The organism is Paenibacillus polymyxa (assembly GCF_015710975.1).
Classification (GTDB): Bacteria; Bacillota; Bacilli; order Paenibacillales; family Paenibacillaceae; genus Paenibacillus; species Paenibacillus polymyxa.
Map to the genome: position 1 here is coordinate 2,393,049 of NZ_CP049783.1, position 17,824 is coordinate 2,410,872.

The following is a 17,824-nucleotide window of genomic DNA, read 5'->3' on the forward strand; positions in this document are numbered from 1 at the left end:
TTTTGAGTTAACTGAATTAGATGAGAAGAGGGTTCCTTTTGGAGCCCTTTTCTTTTATTAGTCTTATTGACAAAGGAGAGAAATTATGAAGCGTTTTGGAGTGGCATTACTATCCACATTGGTCCTTACTTCTGCGTTTGCCAATCTTGTAGGAGCTCAATCAGGTGATATAAAGGTTATTATTAACGGTGTAACTCAGCAATATACACAGTCTCCAGTAGTTAGTCAAAATACAACCTTGGTACCTCTTCGTGGTGTTTTTGAAAGCTTGGGAGCGCAAGTAGAGTGGGACAGCAAGGCTAAAAAAGTAACAGCATCTAAAAATGATGATACATTAACTTTAAATATTGGCTCCAAACTTGCTTATAAAAACAGTAAGCCGGTACAGCTCGATGCAGCAACTCAAATTCAAAAGGGTCAAGTGCTCGTTCCTTTACGTTTTGTGAGCCAATCATTAGGCGCCAAAGTAAATTGGGATCAGACTACACGAACAGTGACCATTTCGAATCAAAGTAGTGGTAGCGCTACTGACACGAATAGCTTGTCTAGTAAGCCACTTGCAGCTCCTGTGACCAAAGTGACTTATGATACTTACTATAATGACTCCTTGACCTATGAAGATGCAGTCAAACTGGCTATTGCTGATAGTACTTCAGTGAAAACAGGAGAAGTGAGTATTGACCAGGCAGGAAAAATTTTGAAAGAGACAGGTAAAAATATTGACTTTGTTCCAGCAGAAGCGGGGTATGAGGGCCAAGATAAAGCTTACAAAGGTTATGCCCAAACGAATCTTAATTATGAGGCTACCAAAAAGAATCTGGAAATGACCAAAGAAAGTATTGAATATAATGTGAAGGATCTTTATAACAAGCTCCTTCAAAAGCAAAATGCCGTCAAACTGGCAGCATTAAATATTGAAGATGCTGAGCGCAAGCTTAAAGTTGTACAAATCAAGAGAGATAATCAAATGTCGAGTGATTATGAGGTTACCCAAGCGACTAATCAGTTGACTCAAAATCAAGCAGCTTTGGATAAAGCTAAAAAAGATTTGGATAGTGCATATGTATCTCTGAATCAATTGATTGGCTACAAACCAGAGCAACGTTATGAATTGAAGGATAAGCCTGTCTATTCTGAATTTAAAGATAATGTAGAGACAAAAGTAAGCCAAGTACTCACTAGCAGTACTGCCATTTGGTTGAGTGAGCAAAAAGTTGATTTGGCTGAATTGAGCTTGAAGCTTTATAACTTTAGTACTCCTGGAAATACCCCATATGAAGCTGAACAACTTAATGTTGAAAAAGCTCAGTATGCTACAGAAGGTACAAAGAGACAGTTGGAAGAAGCTGTGAGAACAATTTATAACAATATCAAGGCATTGGAAAGCCAATACTCACAGATCCAAGCTGGTTTGGTGAGTGCAAGAAGTGCGGCTGATATGGCTAAAAAGCAATTTGATGTTGGACTGGCTACTGAGCTTCAGGTTTACGAGGCTAATTTGAAAGTGACTACTGCTGAACAACAAGCGGAAGATATTGTGTCAAGTATTGATACTTTGAAGCTGGCTTTCAATAAGCCATGGGCTATGCAAGGTTCCGCTGGAGCAAGTGCGCAATAATTTAAGCTTACCTATACTTGTTATAACTGCAGTAGGAGGTTTTCATGAAATCACGCTATAAAGTATCGTTGGCTGCTGTTTTACTTGGAGGAGGAATTGTGGCTGGCTCTTTGATGAACAGTTCAGTTAATGGAGCCTCCAGTTCTGGACAACCTGGAACAGCTGATGATCCAGTCGTAACCAAAAGCTATGTTGACCAAAAAATTGCTCAGGCCATCAAAGGTGGGGGAACTGCAAGCAGCACTAGTAGTAAAACAACTAACTCGACTGCTCCAGCAACAAACACCACTGCTTCTAATACAACGTCTTCAGGAACCTCTAATGCTGCTAAAAGTTCAACGGTGGAGCAGACAGAGGCTTTGAAGGTTGTTGATGTAAAGCCTGGTCAGAAACTGATTGCCAAAGCTGGGGCAGAATTTATTTTACGTAATGGAAATGCTGTTGTGTACAGCATGGATGCCAGTGGTGCTATTGATATTACTTCTGGAACTGAAATTGTTCATAACCAGGCTGTCGAAAAAAATCATTTATTATCGTTTCCTAGAGAAGGAAGAGGTATTCAAGTAAAAGAAGGGCAGAAGTTTGGCCTAGTCGTTATGGTACGAGGCGGTTATACTGTTCAATAACTGGTGTCTATCTCTGTTTAAGGTACTCTTTTTCTTAAATACTGCTTGGGATAGCAAATTGTTCTTGGCTAAGTTGACTTTAAACACTGCACACTAACTTCATGAAAAATAATTCATTGAGTGGAGGGTGCATACGATGGCGTCAAGAAGTCAAAGACGATTAATTCCCGAAAGCCGTGCGAGGTTAGATGATTTGAAGTATGAAATTGCTGCCGAGTTTGGGTTACCTGTTTATAATCCTCAATATGCACATATACATCCGAATGCTGACAGTGAATTTGCTGCAGAATTAGGGGATTTTACAAGGAATCAAAATGTAGAGTGGCGCGATTTAACTTCAAGACAAAATGGTTCCGTTGGTGGAGAAATTACTAAACGATTGATACAATCCGCTGAACGTAGCCTGTCTGAATTTGGTACATTATAAATTGTAATTATTGATATAGATTTTAAACAAATAGTAGGTATAAACTGGAGCTATTTACATGTGGATCATAATGGTTCGCATGTAAACTCACTTCATTTTCGAATTTTGTTATTTGGATGACATGAATTGACACCTTGTTTTAAATAGGATATCATGGCATTTGAGGCTTGTACGCAACCTTTTCCTACCGGAAAAGGTTCATTTTTTGTTAATCAGGTGTAAAAGATATCTTCCGTCATTTGTTGAGTTGAAGGTAACTGAATAATGCCATGCCATGTTAGGATTTATTAAAATCCTCATGTATTTTAATTGTGGGAGGTTGAAATTCATGTCTGTAAAAGGTCGTCATTTGTTCACGTCCGAGTCTGTAACAGAAGGCCATCCGGATAAAATTTGTGATCAGATATCCGATGCTGTATTGGACGCCTTTTTGGCTAATGACCCTAATGCACGGGTAGCATGTGAAGTATCGGTAGCTACCGGTCTCGTTCTCGTCATTGGTGAAATCAGCTCCAAATCGGAATACGTGGATATTCCATCCATTGTTCGTAATACGATTAAGGAAATTGGTTATACACGTGCAAAATACGGTTTTGACTATAATACTTGCGCTGTATTGACTTCTTTGAATGAACAGTCGCCAGACATTGCTCAAGGGGTTAACGCTGCCCTGGAAAGCCGTGATCCTGCTGAAGTAGATAAGGAAACAGAAAACATTGGGGCTGGTGACCAAGGATTAATGTTCGGTTTTGCTACGAACGAAACACCTGAGCTAATGCCTCTTCCTATCGCTATGTCTCACCGTATTGCACGACGCTTGTCTGAAGTGCGTAAGGATGGAACGCTGAATTACCTTCGTCCAGATGGTAAAACTCAAGTAACGGTAGAATATGAAAATGGAAAACCTGTTCGTATTGATGCTATTGTGGTTTCTACGCAGCATGCAGAAGATACAACTTTGGAACAGATTCAAGCAGACATCAAGGAAAAGGTTATTTTGCCAGTTGTTCCTGCCGAATTGCTGGATGAGCAAACCAAGTACTACATTAATCCAACAGGGCGTTTCGTTATCGGTGGTCCTCAAGGGGATGCAGGTCTGACAGGCCGTAAAATTATTGTGGATACGTACGGTGGTTATGCACGTCATGGCGGGGGAGCATTCTCGGGTAAAGATCCAACAAAAGTGGACCGTTCTGCTGCTTATGCTGCTCGTTATGTAGCGAAAAACCTCGTGGCAGCTGGATTGGCTGACAAGGTGGAAATTCAGCTTGCTTATGCCATCGGTGTAGCTACGCCTGTTTCGATTAACGTCGATACATACGGCACAGGAAAAGTCAGTGATGAAAAACTCGTTGAACTGATCCGAAATAACTTCGATCTTCGCCCAGCAGGTATCATTCGAATGTTGGATCTGCGACGTCCAATTTACAAGCAAACAGCTGCTTATGGCCACTTTGGACGTACAGATCTGGATGTACCGTGGGAGAGTGTAGATAAAGCGGAAATTCTGAGAGAGCAAGCGGGGTTATAATTCTCGTAAGTTATCAGAATAACGCATTAACCTAAAAAGACTGTTCATGCTATGCATGAGACAGTCTTTTTTTGATATGCTCTGCTATTAATTATGAACTTGCCATAGTGTACTTAATTTCACATCACTATTCGGATATCGGTGCGAGACCCAATAAATTTCTGAGTAAATGACACACCTTTTGTACTTCCTTATATTGCTCCAAATACGCAAAAAGAGCTTTTAAGAGACCTTTTTGAGGGTTCGATTTCAGAGCCTCTTCCTTTAATTGAGCGTAAATTTGCTGACACTCCTGTTTCTCCTCTGTGCTCCACGAAGAAAGCAGTATACTGTCTTCCAGGGAGTGGAGCAGGCCGTTAATTTGACGACCTTGGTCAAAGGGATTACTTAGCGCGCTCTCGGGTAACCAGCCTTTTTTGCTCCAGAACAAATGTGGAGCGGAATCAGCACTGCTCAGGCTGGTTGCCAAGGAACTGGATAAGAAGATGATAAACTGTGTTAGATGCTCAATCGTTTCTTCATTCATCCGATCGGCAAAGAAGCGAATATATTCGAACACAATGCTTTTCAGTACAAAGGTTATATCCCATGCATGATCTTCAATGCCTGGTCCAAAAATATCAATTAGGCAGTCGTGAACCCATTTGTACAATTTGTATTCGTGCTGTTCAAACGCACCATTGAGTTGTTCATTCTGAAAAATAAGCATGGAAGGCTCAGGAAGATCCATCATGAGATACACTTTGTTTTCAACGAGATTTTTCAAATAAAGTACAATAAAACCGTGCAGTTTATCGTGCTTAGAAAGATCAGGTTTACTGTAGAGAGCCCGGATGTCTTGTTCAATGTTATTCTCCAGAATGATACACATTTCCAAAGGCAGTTCTTCTTTCCCTTGAAAGTATTTATAGAAGGATGCCTTTGCCATCCCACTTTCTTTGGCGATTTCCTCAACAGATGTTGAATAATAGCCCTTTCTGGAGAACAGCCGAATGGCCGCCTGTAAAATATCATTTTTTTTACTTTCCATACATACTTCCCTCCAGGAACCAACTCGACAGCATGCGGATTTACCACTTCATACATTACAAAGGTTGGTCACGTGTAATAACTGTGTGCTGCTGTTTTTTGAGTTGTCGGTGCATCTTGTACTTGGCCATGATCATATACAAGGACGGCACCACAAACAAAGTTAACAAGGTCGAAAATAACAAACCGAAAATAACGGTGAACGCTAGTGGCTTAAAGAGCAGGCTTCCCAATAGTGCTAAGGGAATCATACCTACAATGGCAGCCAGGGAAGTCAATAAAATCGGTCTGAAACGAGCAGCGGCCGCTTGTATTACGGCTTCCTTTAATTCCATTCCTTCATGTCTTGCATCCTCGATAAATTCAATTAAGACAATCCCATTCCTCACAACAATGCCCGCAAGTGCGATAATTCCCATGATGCTCATAAAACCGATGGGCATACCAGTCAGAAAAATACCAATTATTCCGCCGGCTGCTGCTAGGTACACGGTTGTCATAATAATAATAGGAATGGAGAGTGAATAAAACTGCATCGTGATCAAGAGTAGAATGAGTAAGACTACAACGATCGCCAGCTTCCCTAAATCCGCGAATATGGTAGACTGATCGGATGTTTCACCGCCTACCTCCCATTTATAGCCTTCAGGGAACTTCATTTGTGCCAGTTTGCCTTCCACATCTACCATGGCTTCGCTTGCAGTTCGTCCGTTCAAGTCGGCTTCGACTGTAATCGTCCGCTCCATATTGTAATGCTTGATTTGCTGAATAGCAAATGACGGCTTAATCTGTACTAGCTGGTTTAATGGAATTTGCTTTCCGGCTGCATTCACTACACTTAGTTGTTGGAAAAGCTTACTTGGCTCCTCGTTACTGTGATTCAAATACATTTTGATATCTACCAGACTGCTTCCAGTATCGAATTGACTGACTTGAGCTCCTTCCTTTAACAGAAGAAGGGTACGAGTCAAATCTGTGTAGCTTACTAAATATTGATCCATGGCTTGTTTGTTGACCTCAAGCTCGAGGGCATATCGTTCAATTCCTATGTCATCTACGATGCCCGTTGTGCCCTCTACTGTCGCGATCTGCTCCTTTGCTTTTTGGGCAAGGGTTTGCAGTTCATTCAAATTCTGACCTGAGATACGAATAGAAACGGGTTTACCTACTGGAATCCCAAGACGGGGAACATACATGGTAACCGTGACGCCAGGGTAGGATTTCTTAACATGTTGTTCCCAGGCATCAACTGTCGAATTGAGATCGAATACGTTCTCTTTTCCGACGACAGCAATCTGACCTACGGTTTCGTTATAAGTAATATTTCCACCCATGCTATTAATGTCACTAAACAGTTGGGGAGCAGTCCCCCCTGCACTGTAAACGACCTTGGAAGTTTCAGGTTGCTTCTTGATCCAGCCTGCAAGATCTTTAACGACCTGATCGGTTTCCGCAATGGAAGTGCCTACAGGCATTTTTACATTTAGTGCAACATGAGGGTCTTCCGATTCAGGGAAAAGCTCAACGGATGTAAAGGGAACTAATCCATAAGCAGCTGTTCCAAGCATGAGTCCAACCATAGCCGTCAGCAAGGGACGCTGAATGACTTTAGGCATCAGCTTTTGTGAATAAAGCTTGTTTAAAGAGTGAATCTGCTGACCGAGCAAGCCTACTGGTTTTGATTTCCCCTGAGGATGACGAGTCTGTCTGCGCTTTTCATACCATTCTCGAAAAATAGGGATGATCGTGAGGGACATGATCATAGAGGCTAACATGGTCAGAGAAACAATGGCGGGAATGGGTCTAATAAAGGCACCTACATTTCCGGGAAGAAACAACAGTGGAGCGAAAGCTGAGATGGTGGCCAATGTTGCAACCAAAATAGACAGCATGACCTCTTTGGTACCTTTTATAGCTGCAACGGAGGGTGATTCTCCTAATTCCGTAAGTCTGCGCTCAATATTATCGTTTACCACTACAGCATCATCCACGAGTATGCCGAGTACAATGATCAGACCGACAACGGAAATCTGATTTAAAGTAATGCCGAACATAGGTAGAAAGATAATGGCAATCGAAACCGAAATAGGGATTGCCAGCGCGACAAAAGCAGAGGTGAGCAAATTCAGGCCCAACATACAAACGAGAATAACAGCCGCAATTGCCAGAATCGTTTCACGCTTTAAGTCGTCAAAGATATGGTTTACCTGATCCTTTTGTGCAAAGAGAGTCTGTAAGTGAACACCTACGGGGAGTGTTTTCTCCAGCTCTTTGAGCTTGGTATTGACCTTTTCGCTCATAGAGGGGATGTCTGTGCCTGTTTCCGCTCCAATACTTAGCGTAATGGCCGGTTTACCCTCTACATAAGCGGAATATTCTGCCTCAGGATGTGCCAGCTCAGTTGTTCCAATATCTCTTAAATAAACAGGATTACCTTCCTTTGTACGTGTCAAAATGACCTGATTTAATTCGTCAGCTTTTTCGGTCTCACGAACAATGAGTTGATAGGTACGTCCGTTGTATTCAATATTACCGGTAGGAACTCGATCGATCTGAGATTGGATCGCTTGTGCCACTTGTCCCCACGACAACTGATATTGCTGGAGCTTCTGATTGTCGATATGGACACGTACTTCTTGGTCAGGAAGACCATTGAATTTGACACTGGATACGCCGGAAATCGTATTAAGTTGATCTTTCCAGGTGGTGGTCAAATCATTTAGTTTATACAGTGGTGCAGATGAGTCGGCGGTCAGAGCATAAGAGCCGATAAACGAGCTGGTCAGCTTGTCATTTACAACAGGCACCTCAGCACCTTGAGGAAGATCGGCTTGTGCATCTTGCACCTTTTTACGCATATTATCCCAAACTGTCTGAGGATCCACTCCATTTTTGGATTCGATTAGAATAGAGGAGAATCCGTTGCCAGAAGTCGAATTAATCGTTTTAACACCTTCAACCTCCTTGATGCGTTTCTCCAGCTCTTTAGTTACGGTTTGTTCTACCTTTTGTGGCGAAGCACCGGGGTAAACGGTTGTGACCATAGCATTCTGTATGGTCACGTCTGGCATTTCCTGCTGTGGTAACTGGAAAAAACCGAAAGCTCCAACTACAATCAGCATGACAAAAAACAGCAATGTTATTTTTCGCTTTTTTACGATGTACTCAATCATGGGCGTCCGCCTTCCTCCGACTGAATCGCATTTCCATCAAATAGGGATTCTGCCCCTTTAATGACAATACGTTCTCCTTCACGAAGCCCGGATACAATTTGCAATTGATTATCTACAACCTGATTGCCAAGCTCCACAGGGGTTCTAACCGCTTTTCCTTGAATATCTTTGAAAATAAAAGGCTTGCTTCCCGTATTGATGACTGCTTCAGCAGGCACAAGAATACCATTCTTGTCTGTCACCTGATGCGCAGCTTTAATGATCTGGCCGGGTAACCAGTCTCGCTGTGGATTAGCAATGATAATCTCTACGTTAACCCGCCCCGTATCGGTGCTGGTTGAAGGATAGATGTTGGACACCATACCATGACGAGTCTCATCATAGAGTGCCACCTTCACCTGTTGTCCCTTTTTCCAATCCTTAATTTCACTGTCTGGTACGGGAAGGAGTACTTTAAGACGGTCGATGGAGCCTATGCGATAGACGGCTTGGCCCGACGCGACCAAATCACCTGTATTCACGATTTTGTCTAAGATTACGCCGTTCACGGGAGAAGTTAAACGGGTGCGTGACAATGCCAGCTCCGCCTGGTCCTTGGCGACAAGGGCCTTTTCGTAGTTGGCACGTGCTTGTTTTTGGGAAGCCTCTGCTTGTTCACTGGCTGCAAGAGCTTTAGTTTTACCTGCAATCGCATCCTGAAAGGAAGCTTGGACAGATTGATGCTCTTCGGCTGTGGCCCCTTCCAGCAAAAGAGATAAGGAAGCTTTTGCTTGCTCCAGATTTTGAAGAGCAGCAGTTGCATTCAGGCGGGCGTTCTCGTTATCCGACGCGGTAGCTGCACCTGCCTCAAACAGCTTTTGTGTCCGCTCGCTATCCGTCCTGGCCTTGTTATAGGCGCTTTGTGCCTTATCGACAGTGATTTGTGCTTGCTGTTTTTCCTGAGCGCGCGCACCCTTGTTGGCCTTGCTGACATTTGCACGAGCACTCGTAATACCTGCATCGGCGGATTGAATGGCAGAGGCAGCTGCCTGTAGGTTAGCCTGTGCGTTATCTATACCGGCTAAAGCTTCTTGGATAGAGGCCGTTGCCTGTGCAACCTGTAGCCTGTAGTCAGCATCATCTAGACGGGCAATGATTGCCCCTTTTTGGACTAGAGTGCCAGTAGTGACCTCTGCGCTGGCGACGGTACCTCCATTTTGAAAGGCCAGTGTACGTTCTTCATAAGCCTGAAGGGTGCCTGACAAGTCATAGGCGGTATGGAGTGGTGTATTCTTGACGATTGTAGTGTGCACAACGGTCGGCTGTGCGGATGAACCTGAAGCAGCATCTTTTTTTCCGGTAGAACATCCGGCAATTGCGAGGCTCATTGATAAGGTGAGCATGATGATGGCCCGTTGTTTATTCATGATTATCCTTCCTTCCGATAGGGTCATAAAATCGAGTTTAAACTAATTGGTTTAAAATGAACTCATTAGTTCATGTGTATTATAGTGCGCCTATATTGCATTCGTCAATTCACTGTTTTGGATTTTATGAATTAGTTGGCGGAATTTCGGAACTTTTGCCTTTATAATAAGTCTATTAACATAAGAGGATTTTTTTGTTTATTGGTAGAGTACATGCGCGGATTAATCCGTTTGAATACAAAGAAGATGGGAGCTATTATTCAAATGTTTTTAAGTAATAGAAAACAGAGCAAAGTGAAAGTAGATGGCAAAGGAATTGCTAAAAGATGGGCTGTTTTAACGCTAGCAGGAGTATTATGGGTCGGTCCGGTTGCCGGAACTGGGGTTCTAGTCCCGTTAAATAATTGGATATCTGCGCCAATCGCGAGTGCTGCCTCCGGTTCAACGGTAAAATTGGGTGAGGAGATCATTACTTCGGGCGCAACATTATTGAAATATCGTTTTAAAGGGTCCAAGGGAACAGCGCTGGCTGATATCGTTCGAGTAGACCTGCAAAATCCGTACGTAAAGCTGGATGTCATGACTGGGAAGAACGGACAGTTTACGACCCGTCAGAGTACAGGCGGTATGGCAAAAGAGACCGGTGCGGTTGCTGGCGTGAACGGGGATTATTTTAATACCTCTAGCGAGGGAGCACCGATCGGTGGACAGGTGTCCAAAGGGGTGTTGATGTCTACTCCCTCTGATTTAACAGGGATGTATGCCTTTGCTGTAACGAAGGATGGCTCACCGATGGTTGAGCAATTTACTTTTGAAGGTACAGTAAAAGCTGGTGATGGGTCTTCCTTCTCTTTGGCAGGGATGAATAAGGCTTCATACTCGCCTGAGACGAGTGGGAGCAGCTATAGTCACTCCAATGCTATGTATATTTATACATCTGCTTGGAAAGCAATTGAGCGACCTAAAAACAGTTCGACAACGCCTACTGAAATATTGGTACAAAATGGCGTGGTTACGCAAGTCTCCGAAAATGCTACATTGAATATGACTGTTCCGCAGGATGGCTATATTTTGCGTACACACGGTAAAGCAGCGGATTATGCCAAAGCGCATCTGACTGTGGGACAGACTGTAGAAACGAACTATCACCTTCGCGTCAAATCGACAGGGAGTGAAGTAGATCCTTCCAACCTACAAATGATGATCGGTGGACATACCATTTTAGTAAATGACGGACAGAAGACTTCGTTCTCCCGAAGTACGACAAGTATAGGCGGGACGCGTGCGCGTACGGCTTTGGGATATTCCCGTGACAAGCGATATGCCTATGTCATCGCCGTTGAGAAGAATGGGAACAGCGTTGGTGTATCCTTGAGCGAGCTGCAAACACTGATGAAAGATATTGGTGTCTGGAAGGGGATGAACCTCGATGGTGGCGGCTCTACCACCATGGTAACTCGTGATTTGGGAGATACGACAGCGGGGCTTACATTCAATACAGAATATGGTACAGAGCAACGTAGCATCGTAAATGGAGTGGGAGTATATACCACTGCTCCTAAAGGAACGCTCAAAGGCTTTACCATCAAGGGCAATAAAACGCTGCTGATTGGTCAGAGCGGAAGTTACTCCTTCAAAGGCTACGACAACTACTACAATCCATTTGATACCTCGAAAGTACAAGTGACGTGGAAGTCCAGCAACCCAGCTGTTGTGTCCGTGAGCGGCGGTGTTGTGAAGGGGGCCAAACCGGGAACTGCTACTTTAACTGCATCCAGTGGCTCAGCCAGTGCGACAACCAAGGTCACCGTGCTTGGAGCAGATGAAATTTCATCACTTACTGCAGGAAGTGGGACAGGCTCGCTTACTGCAGGAGCTAAAATCGCAGTACCGATAACGGCCAAGACGAAAGATGGACAGAGTGTCAGCATTACATCAGATGCGCTTAAATGGGAGTTCGTCGGCTTTAAGGGAAACGTTAAGGACAATCAGCTTACGGTAAATACAGTGGATGCGGGTGTGAAAACAGGCTATGCCATTGGTCGCTACGATGGTTTCAGTGCGGTTGTCTTCCTGTCCGCTGGCGGGGCAAGTACAAATAACTGGGAAAACTTCGAAAATGTTTCGTATCCGGTTGATTTCACTTCAAATGTGGAAGGTGTTACCGGTACAGCGGCTGTTGTACAAGGGGATGGAGACCATGCCAATTCCAAAGTGCTGGAGCTAAGCTACGACATGACGAATGGCAGTGGTAAAATGTATGCTTACGCTCAATTAAATGGCACATCTGGGAAGACATTGGAGCAGGCAGCTACATCCATCTCGATTGATGTCAAAGGGGATAAGAGTCTGAACTGGCTGCGTGCGGAGCTGGAGGATGCTCAAGGCAAAACGGCATACATTGATCTCGCCAAAGTGATTGACTGGAACGGCTGGAAAACGATTAACGCAGATATGAGCAGTTTGAATATTTCTTATCCGGCGAAGCTGAAACGTCTCTATGTGGTCAATGTAGCCGAGGGTCAGGATGAGCGCGCTAAGACAGGTAAGGTCGCTTTTGATAATATCTCTTTTAATACACCAGGGACGGTCGGCACAGAAGGACTTAAAAAGGGAACAGCTCAGATGACGATCGGTCAAAAATCAATGACGGTAAATGGAACGCCAACTACGATTGATGCAGCTCCGATGACTCGCAATGGTTCGACGTATGTTCCAATCAAGTATGTGCTGGACGCATTTGGCGGGCAAGCCAAATGGAATGCGGGCGATCAGCGGATCACCATTATGCGCGGTGGTGTGCTGATGGATTTGACTGTAGGAAAAAAAGAAGTGATTCTAAACGGAAAGCGTCAGAGCACTGAAGTTGCACCTATTGTACTGGGAGGCAGGACTTTAGTCCCATTAAGACTGGTGTCTGAACAGTTAGGAATGACTGTAAAATGGGAACAAGAAACGAAGACCATCACCCTCCAGTCATGATATGGTATGATATATACTTGAAATGCTAGGATTGGAGTAGAACATTTGTGGACTTTCAAGCCGATATCATAGACCGAGTCATTAAAAATGCCATCCAGGTGATGGAGAACAGCAAATATCAGATGTTCGAAATATTGGACACGGCCCGGACCGAACTGGTTACGTTAAATCAAGAGCTTCAGAGCGTATTGAAGGAAACGGCAGAAACGATCGAAAAAGTGGACCAGCTGGAAATGAACTATCGGCGGTCCCGAATTCGGTTGACTGAGGTCAGTCGTGATTTCGTCCGTTACTCGGAAGAGGATATCAAACAGGCTTATGAGAAGGCGACACAGCTTCAACTCGATGTGATGATTTTTCGCGAGAAGGAAATGTATCTCAAAGCCAGAAGAGATGATCTTCAAAAGCGGGCCAAAAGTGTCGAGGCTTCTGTCGAGCGGGCCGAAACTATCGGTTCGCAGATGGGGGTCGTGCTGGAATATTTATCGGGTGAATTGGGACAAGTGACGCGGATCATTGAATCGGCCAAAAATCGGCAGTTTATTGGTCTGAAAATTATTTTGGCTCAGGAAGAGGAGCGTAAGCGCATATCCCGTGAAATTCACGATGGACCTGCGCAACTCCTTGCGCATCTAGTGCTTAGGACGGAAATTGTGGAAAGAATGATTGCCAAGCAGGAATTTAAGATGGTTCAGGACGAAATAGTAGACTTGAAGAAACAAGTTCGCTCCAGTCTTGAAGAAATGCGAAAGGTCATTTTTAACTTGCGTCCCATGGCCCTGGATGACCTGGGGCTTATTCCGACGCTCCGGAAATATGTGCAGGATTTTGAAGAAAAAACGAAGATTAGAGCGCTTTTTGAAACAAGGGGCAAGGAACACCGTCTCTCTTCCGCGATGGAAGCAGCCATTTACCGTCTGATCCAGGAAGCTTTGACTAACGCTGCCAAGCATGCTTACCCTACCTATGTGCTTGTGGAGATTACCTACCAGGCACAGCTTGTAAAAATTGTTGTGCAGGATAATGGTCTGGGCTTTAAGCCAGAGCTTTTTCAGCAAAAAAGCAAAGACCATGGGCATTTTGGTCTGATTGGTATGCGGGAAAGGGTTGAACTGCTCGAGGGGAGAATGGAGATCGAATCAGCTGAGAATCAAGGCACCAAGATAGTGATTCATATCCCAACCAACGTGGAAAAGGGAAAGGAGTAACAACATGGAAAATCAGGAAATGAGTAATGCACCCATTAAAGTTCTCTTAGCGGACGACCATCAGTTGTTTCGTGAAGGACTTAAACGTATTTTGAATATGGAGGACGACATTGAGGTCATCGGAGAATGTGGCGATGGCATTCAAGTGTTGGAATTCTGCAACGTAGAGAAACCGGATATTGTTCTGATGGATATTAATATGCCAATTGAAAATGGTGTAGAGGCAACTGAAAAACTACGGGAGATGTTCCCGGATGTCAAAGTGATCATTTTATCCATTCATGATGATGAAAGCTATGTATTCGAGACGTTGCGCAAGGGAGCCAATGGCTATCTGTTAAAAGATATGGAAGCCGAGTCCCTCATTAATGCTATTCGTTCAGTACATGAAGGATATGCATTTATTCATCCGAAGGTAACGGGCAAGCTTATTCAGCAGCTTCGTCGGATGACTTACCTGAATGAAACAGGGGCTATGGCGGAAGGTCATACTAAGGAAGCAGGCGTGAAGTTTGTTGCAGGTGAAAATAATCCGCTGACTCGTCGTGAAGCAGAAGTGTTACGTCTGATGGCCGAAGGCAAGAGCAATAAGATGATTGGTGAATATTTATTCATTAGCGAGAAAACGGTCAAAAACCATGTCAGCAGTATTCTGCAAAAAATGGAAGTGGATGACCGTACACAAGCAGTTATTAACTCCATCAAATATGGATGGGTTACGCTGTAAAGTGTAGTCTTTTCATGTATTAGACGATGCAGCTGCCTAGATATGAATGCTGTACCGCCTCTCTTTTAGAGCGAGATATCCGCTCGTATGGAAGTCCAGTACATAACCGTGACACCTCTTCCTGTTATACGGCATATATTGTCGCTATAGGAGGAGGTGGAACCCTCGTGACGGCTCACTTGGTTTGGATATTGCTTATATACGGTGTGGGAGCTGCAGTCGTGCATCTCATGTATATACGACAGGCGGTTCAGGCTTATCACAATGGCGAAGATGCACACACGACATCGCTGAATCGTCGTGCGACTCGCTACATTGTGATTACATCCAATGATGGAGATCGTGTGGAATGGGTGATGCGTTCATTGAGTATCCTTGCCTGGCTACACCGGAGGCCGCTACATGTAACGGTACTGGATGATGAATCTATAGACGATACGCTACCGATTCTGACCCGGCTGGTGCGCTATAGTCATATGGATGTTTCAGTCATCTCATGTCGTTTTTCACCGGGGAACCCGGTTTTGCCGAAGTCAGGCGGTGAAAAACAGGTTGTTATTGATCTTAGAACAGCAAACCCGTTGGCGGGCGTCCCACTTGTTCCTTAGTGACAGGGATCTGTGGACATCGTGGTTAAAATCAGATATAAATATTTATAGACAGTTGCATATGCAAGACAATAGGGATTTCGTTGAAATCTGTTTGATGTGAAGCACACTTCAGGCTAATAGCCATGGAAGTGTGCTTTTTTGCTGTTCTCTAGGGTGATAAGAACTAGGAACAATGATGAATGAGAGGAGAGAACAAAGATGAAAATTGCAGTATATGCAGTCAGATATAAAGGGAATTGGAATCTTCGATTATCTGTGGATATTCGAGTAGATATGACATGGTGGTGGTGTCAAGATAAGCACCAGGAGAATGCTGTCGAAAGGTGGGTGTTATTAGGAGACGAGCTTCCCTTGTCTTGGGGAGTAAGCCTGTGTGGAGGATTTAGGGAGTTAGCAGAGATGGAGCGGTGGGGGGATCGACAATGGTGGGCCTATACTCTTGCACAGCTAAAGAATGAGTTGGTTCTTGAATCTTCTAATGGAGAACGGATCTTATCTGGAGGAGTAGACAATATATACATTTGGGACCGGCACCAAGGATGGGTTTCACGCACTCAACATGGGAATGAGGAACAAGAAACAATAGGAACTGTACGTTCTATTCAAAACCGGAAGCTCGCCACGGGAGTAAATGGATTGGATATGGAATGTTTAACACGACAAGCGAACGAGCTGACTCATTTGTTGGCAGGACGCCAGTTGCTTGTTCCTGAAGCTGAAGCATTGCTAGCAGAGGCAGCCCCGGATTTGGAGCATACTTGGCGTTCAGCTGCGCAACTTGCATATCTGCAAGGCCGACTCAGCTTTGCTGCTGGTCTGGCTCCAGCACCACGTGCGCGCTGGTCTGCCGCGCGTAGACAGGAACTCCGCTGCAACCGTTGTGGCAGCGAAAAGGTGCACCGCACAAGCTGCGCATCGTGCGGTCGTAAGGCGTGCGCCTACTGCGAGACATGTCTGACGCTTGGACGCAGTCGTGAGTGCTCGTTGCTGCTGCGCGGTACAGCGAAACTTGCCATGCCGCGCACGGCAGAGACAGCCCCGGCGACGAATCTCGACCGCTGGGGGCTGAGCCCTGCGCAACGTGCCGCCGCCGAAGCAGCGCTGCGCTTTTTGGCCGCACCACCCGGCGGGGTGCGAAAATGCTCTCGCCTGGTAGGCTGGCAACGAGCGCACGAATTATTCCGGCGCAGCATGCGTGCGCGCCAGGAATCAGGTGCTGCCGCTGCGCATGGCAGCACTCTTGCCCTCAACGAGCAGTCATCGCCCAAATCTGGCGAGCGTGCTTGGGAGATTGCTGGCCGGCAAGTACCCGATTCTGCGGCCGAACGATTTCTGCTCTGGGCCGTGACTGGCGCGGGCAAGACGGAAATGATGTTTCCGCTTTTACAGCATGTGTTGGAGCGCGGAGGGACAGCGCTCGTAGCAACACCGCGCCGTGATGTGGTATTGGAATTGGCACCTCGCTTGGCAGTTGCGTTTCCCCAGGTTAGCATGGTGACGCTTTATGGAGGGAGTGCAGAACGGTGGCAAAGGGGACAACTGACACTGGCAACAACACATCAGCTGTTGCGTTATCGCCAGGCTTTTGATTTGGTTGTAATTGACGAGATTGATGCATTTCCTTATCACAATGATCCAATGCTTGCCTTTGCTGCCCAAGCAGTATGTAAGCGGGAAGGAAAGTTTATTTATTTGTCTGCTACGCCACCGCGCCCCTTGCAGAAAGAGGCTGCACGTGGTCAACTGCCACATGCCAAGGTTCCCGTTCGTTTTCATCGTCATCCCCTACCTGTCCCAATTCGTTTGGGGACTCCTCCAGTGCATCAGTGGCTGCAAAAAGGTCAGCTTCCTGCTTCATTTGTTCAGCGCCTAAACGTATCCATTCAACGAGGGGCGCAGGTCTTTCTATTTGTGACACGAATCTCACATATTCAAGGCCTTGTGGAACTGCTGATTAGACAATTTCCTGATATACCTATCGCCGGCACCTCATCGCAGGATGAAGAACGAACCACTAAGGTGCGTTTATTTCGGGCTACTGAAATACGTGTGCTGGTTACAACCACTATTTTGGAGCGGGGAGTGACTGTTCCGCGGAGTGATGTGTATGTACTAGACGCGGACAGCAGTCTTTTTGATGAAGCATCCCTTGTCCAAATGGCTGGCCGCGCGGGAAGATCTAAGGATGACCCATGTGGTAGTGTTATTTTTATATCCCCTCAATGGACTAGTGGTCAAAAGAGAGCGATTAAACAGATTAAACGTATGAATGCACTGGCTCGGAAAAAAGGATATCTGAAATTGGTGAAGCACTAAATGCATTAAATAAAAAAAGTTTTTTTGGAAATGTGAAACCTGAAACAATGTCGGTACGTAAACTACCAAGAAAGGTGCATTTTGGTATGGAGATGTTTCCAAGAACCCGTTTGTTTTTGAATTGGTTATTCCATCGTCAGTCGCAAACATGTGTTGCTTGCGGCACTCTC

Annotated in this window: 12 protein-coding genes; 9 read left to right on the forward strand and 3 right to left on the reverse strand. The window is 45.0% G+C overall.

Annotation, left to right across the window (positions count from 1 at the left end; all coding sequences use genetic code 11):
* The first annotated feature begins 85 nt into the window (after positions 1 to 85).
* The 4 genes from G7035_RS10795 to metK all read left to right on the forward strand — a co-directional run bounded on the left by G7035_RS10795 (position 86) and on the right by metK (position 4,202).
* Entirely contained in the window at positions 86 to 1,618 is a 1,533-nt protein-coding gene (locus G7035_RS10795) for a stalk domain-containing protein (RefSeq protein WP_019688806.1), read from the forward strand.
* A 44-nt stretch (positions 1,619 to 1,662) separates the two neighbouring features.
* Positions 1,663 to 2,244 (forward strand): hypothetical protein, encoded by a 582-nt coding sequence (locus G7035_RS10800; RefSeq protein WP_016822906.1) that lies wholly within the window; start codon positions 1,663 to 1,665, stop codon positions 2,242 to 2,244.
* A 136-nt stretch (positions 2,245 to 2,380) separates the two neighbouring features.
* The gene (locus G7035_RS10805; RefSeq protein ID WP_016822907.1) at positions 2,381 to 2,671 is read left to right on the forward strand and encodes an alpha/beta-type small acid-soluble spore protein; all 291 of its coding nucleotides are present in this window, start codon (positions 2,381 to 2,383) and stop codon (positions 2,669 to 2,671) included.
* Between the two features lie 328 nt (positions 2,672 to 2,999).
* Positions 3,000 to 4,202, forward strand: coding sequence for a methionine adenosyltransferase (metK, locus tag G7035_RS10810; RefSeq protein ID WP_013373407.1), 1,203 nt, complete (start codon positions 3,000 to 3,002; stop codon positions 4,200 to 4,202).
* A gap of 127 nt (positions 4,203 to 4,329) precedes the next feature.
* Here metK and G7035_RS10815 read toward each other — a convergent pair whose 3' ends face one another.
* Genes G7035_RS10815 through G7035_RS10825 form a run of 3 tightly spaced genes read right to left on the reverse strand, consistent with a single transcriptional unit; the run spans position 4,330 to position 9,810 of the window.
* Entirely contained in the window at positions 4,330 to 5,232 is a 903-nt protein-coding gene (locus G7035_RS10815; protein ID WP_019688805.1) for a TetR/AcrR family transcriptional regulator, read from the reverse strand.
* Between the two features lie 55 nt (positions 5,233 to 5,287).
* Positions 5,288 to 8,404 (reverse strand): efflux RND transporter permease subunit, encoded by a 3,117-nt coding sequence (locus G7035_RS10820; protein ID WP_019688804.1) that lies wholly within the window; start codon positions 8,402 to 8,404, stop codon positions 5,288 to 5,290.
* Positions 8,401 to 9,810, reverse strand: coding sequence for an efflux RND transporter periplasmic adaptor subunit (locus G7035_RS10825; RefSeq protein ID WP_019688803.1), 1,410 nt, complete (start codon positions 9,808 to 9,810; stop codon positions 8,401 to 8,403). The genes G7035_RS10820 and G7035_RS10825 overlap by 4 nt, the downstream gene beginning before the upstream one ends.
* 264 nt (positions 9,811 to 10,074) lie before the next feature.
* Here G7035_RS10825 and G7035_RS10830 point away from each other — a divergent pair, with 264 nt between their 5' ends.
* The 5 genes from G7035_RS10830 (at position 10,075) to G7035_RS10850 (ending at position 17,654) form a co-directional block, all read left to right on the forward strand.
* Positions 10,075 to 12,792, forward strand: a complete 2,718-nt coding sequence (locus G7035_RS10830) for a stalk domain-containing protein (RefSeq protein WP_029515250.1) — start codon at positions 10,075 to 10,077, stop codon at positions 12,790 to 12,792.
* Between the two features lie 47 nt (positions 12,793 to 12,839).
* Positions 12,840 to 14,000: a sensor histidine kinase gene (locus G7035_RS10835; RefSeq protein ID WP_013373402.1), complete on the forward strand. Its 1,161-nt coding sequence runs from the start codon at positions 12,840 to 12,842 to the stop codon at positions 13,998 to 14,000.
* 4 nt (positions 14,001 to 14,004) lie between these two features.
* Complete coding sequence (locus tag G7035_RS10840) at positions 14,005 to 14,727, forward strand: response regulator (protein ID WP_013373401.1); 723 nt, start codon at positions 14,005 to 14,007, stop codon at positions 14,725 to 14,727.
* 167 nt (positions 14,728 to 14,894) lie between these two features.
* The gene (locus G7035_RS10845; protein ID WP_017427118.1) at positions 14,895 to 15,335 is read left to right on the forward strand and encodes a hypothetical protein; all 441 of its coding nucleotides are present in this window, start codon (positions 14,895 to 14,897) and stop codon (positions 15,333 to 15,335) included.
* Positions 15,336 to 15,536: 201 nt separating this feature from the next.
* Positions 15,537 to 17,654 (forward strand): ATP-dependent helicase ComFA, encoded by a 2,118-nt coding sequence (locus tag G7035_RS10850; protein ID WP_019688801.1) that lies wholly within the window; start codon positions 15,537 to 15,539, stop codon positions 17,652 to 17,654.
* Positions 17,655 to 17,824 lie beyond the last annotated feature (170 nt).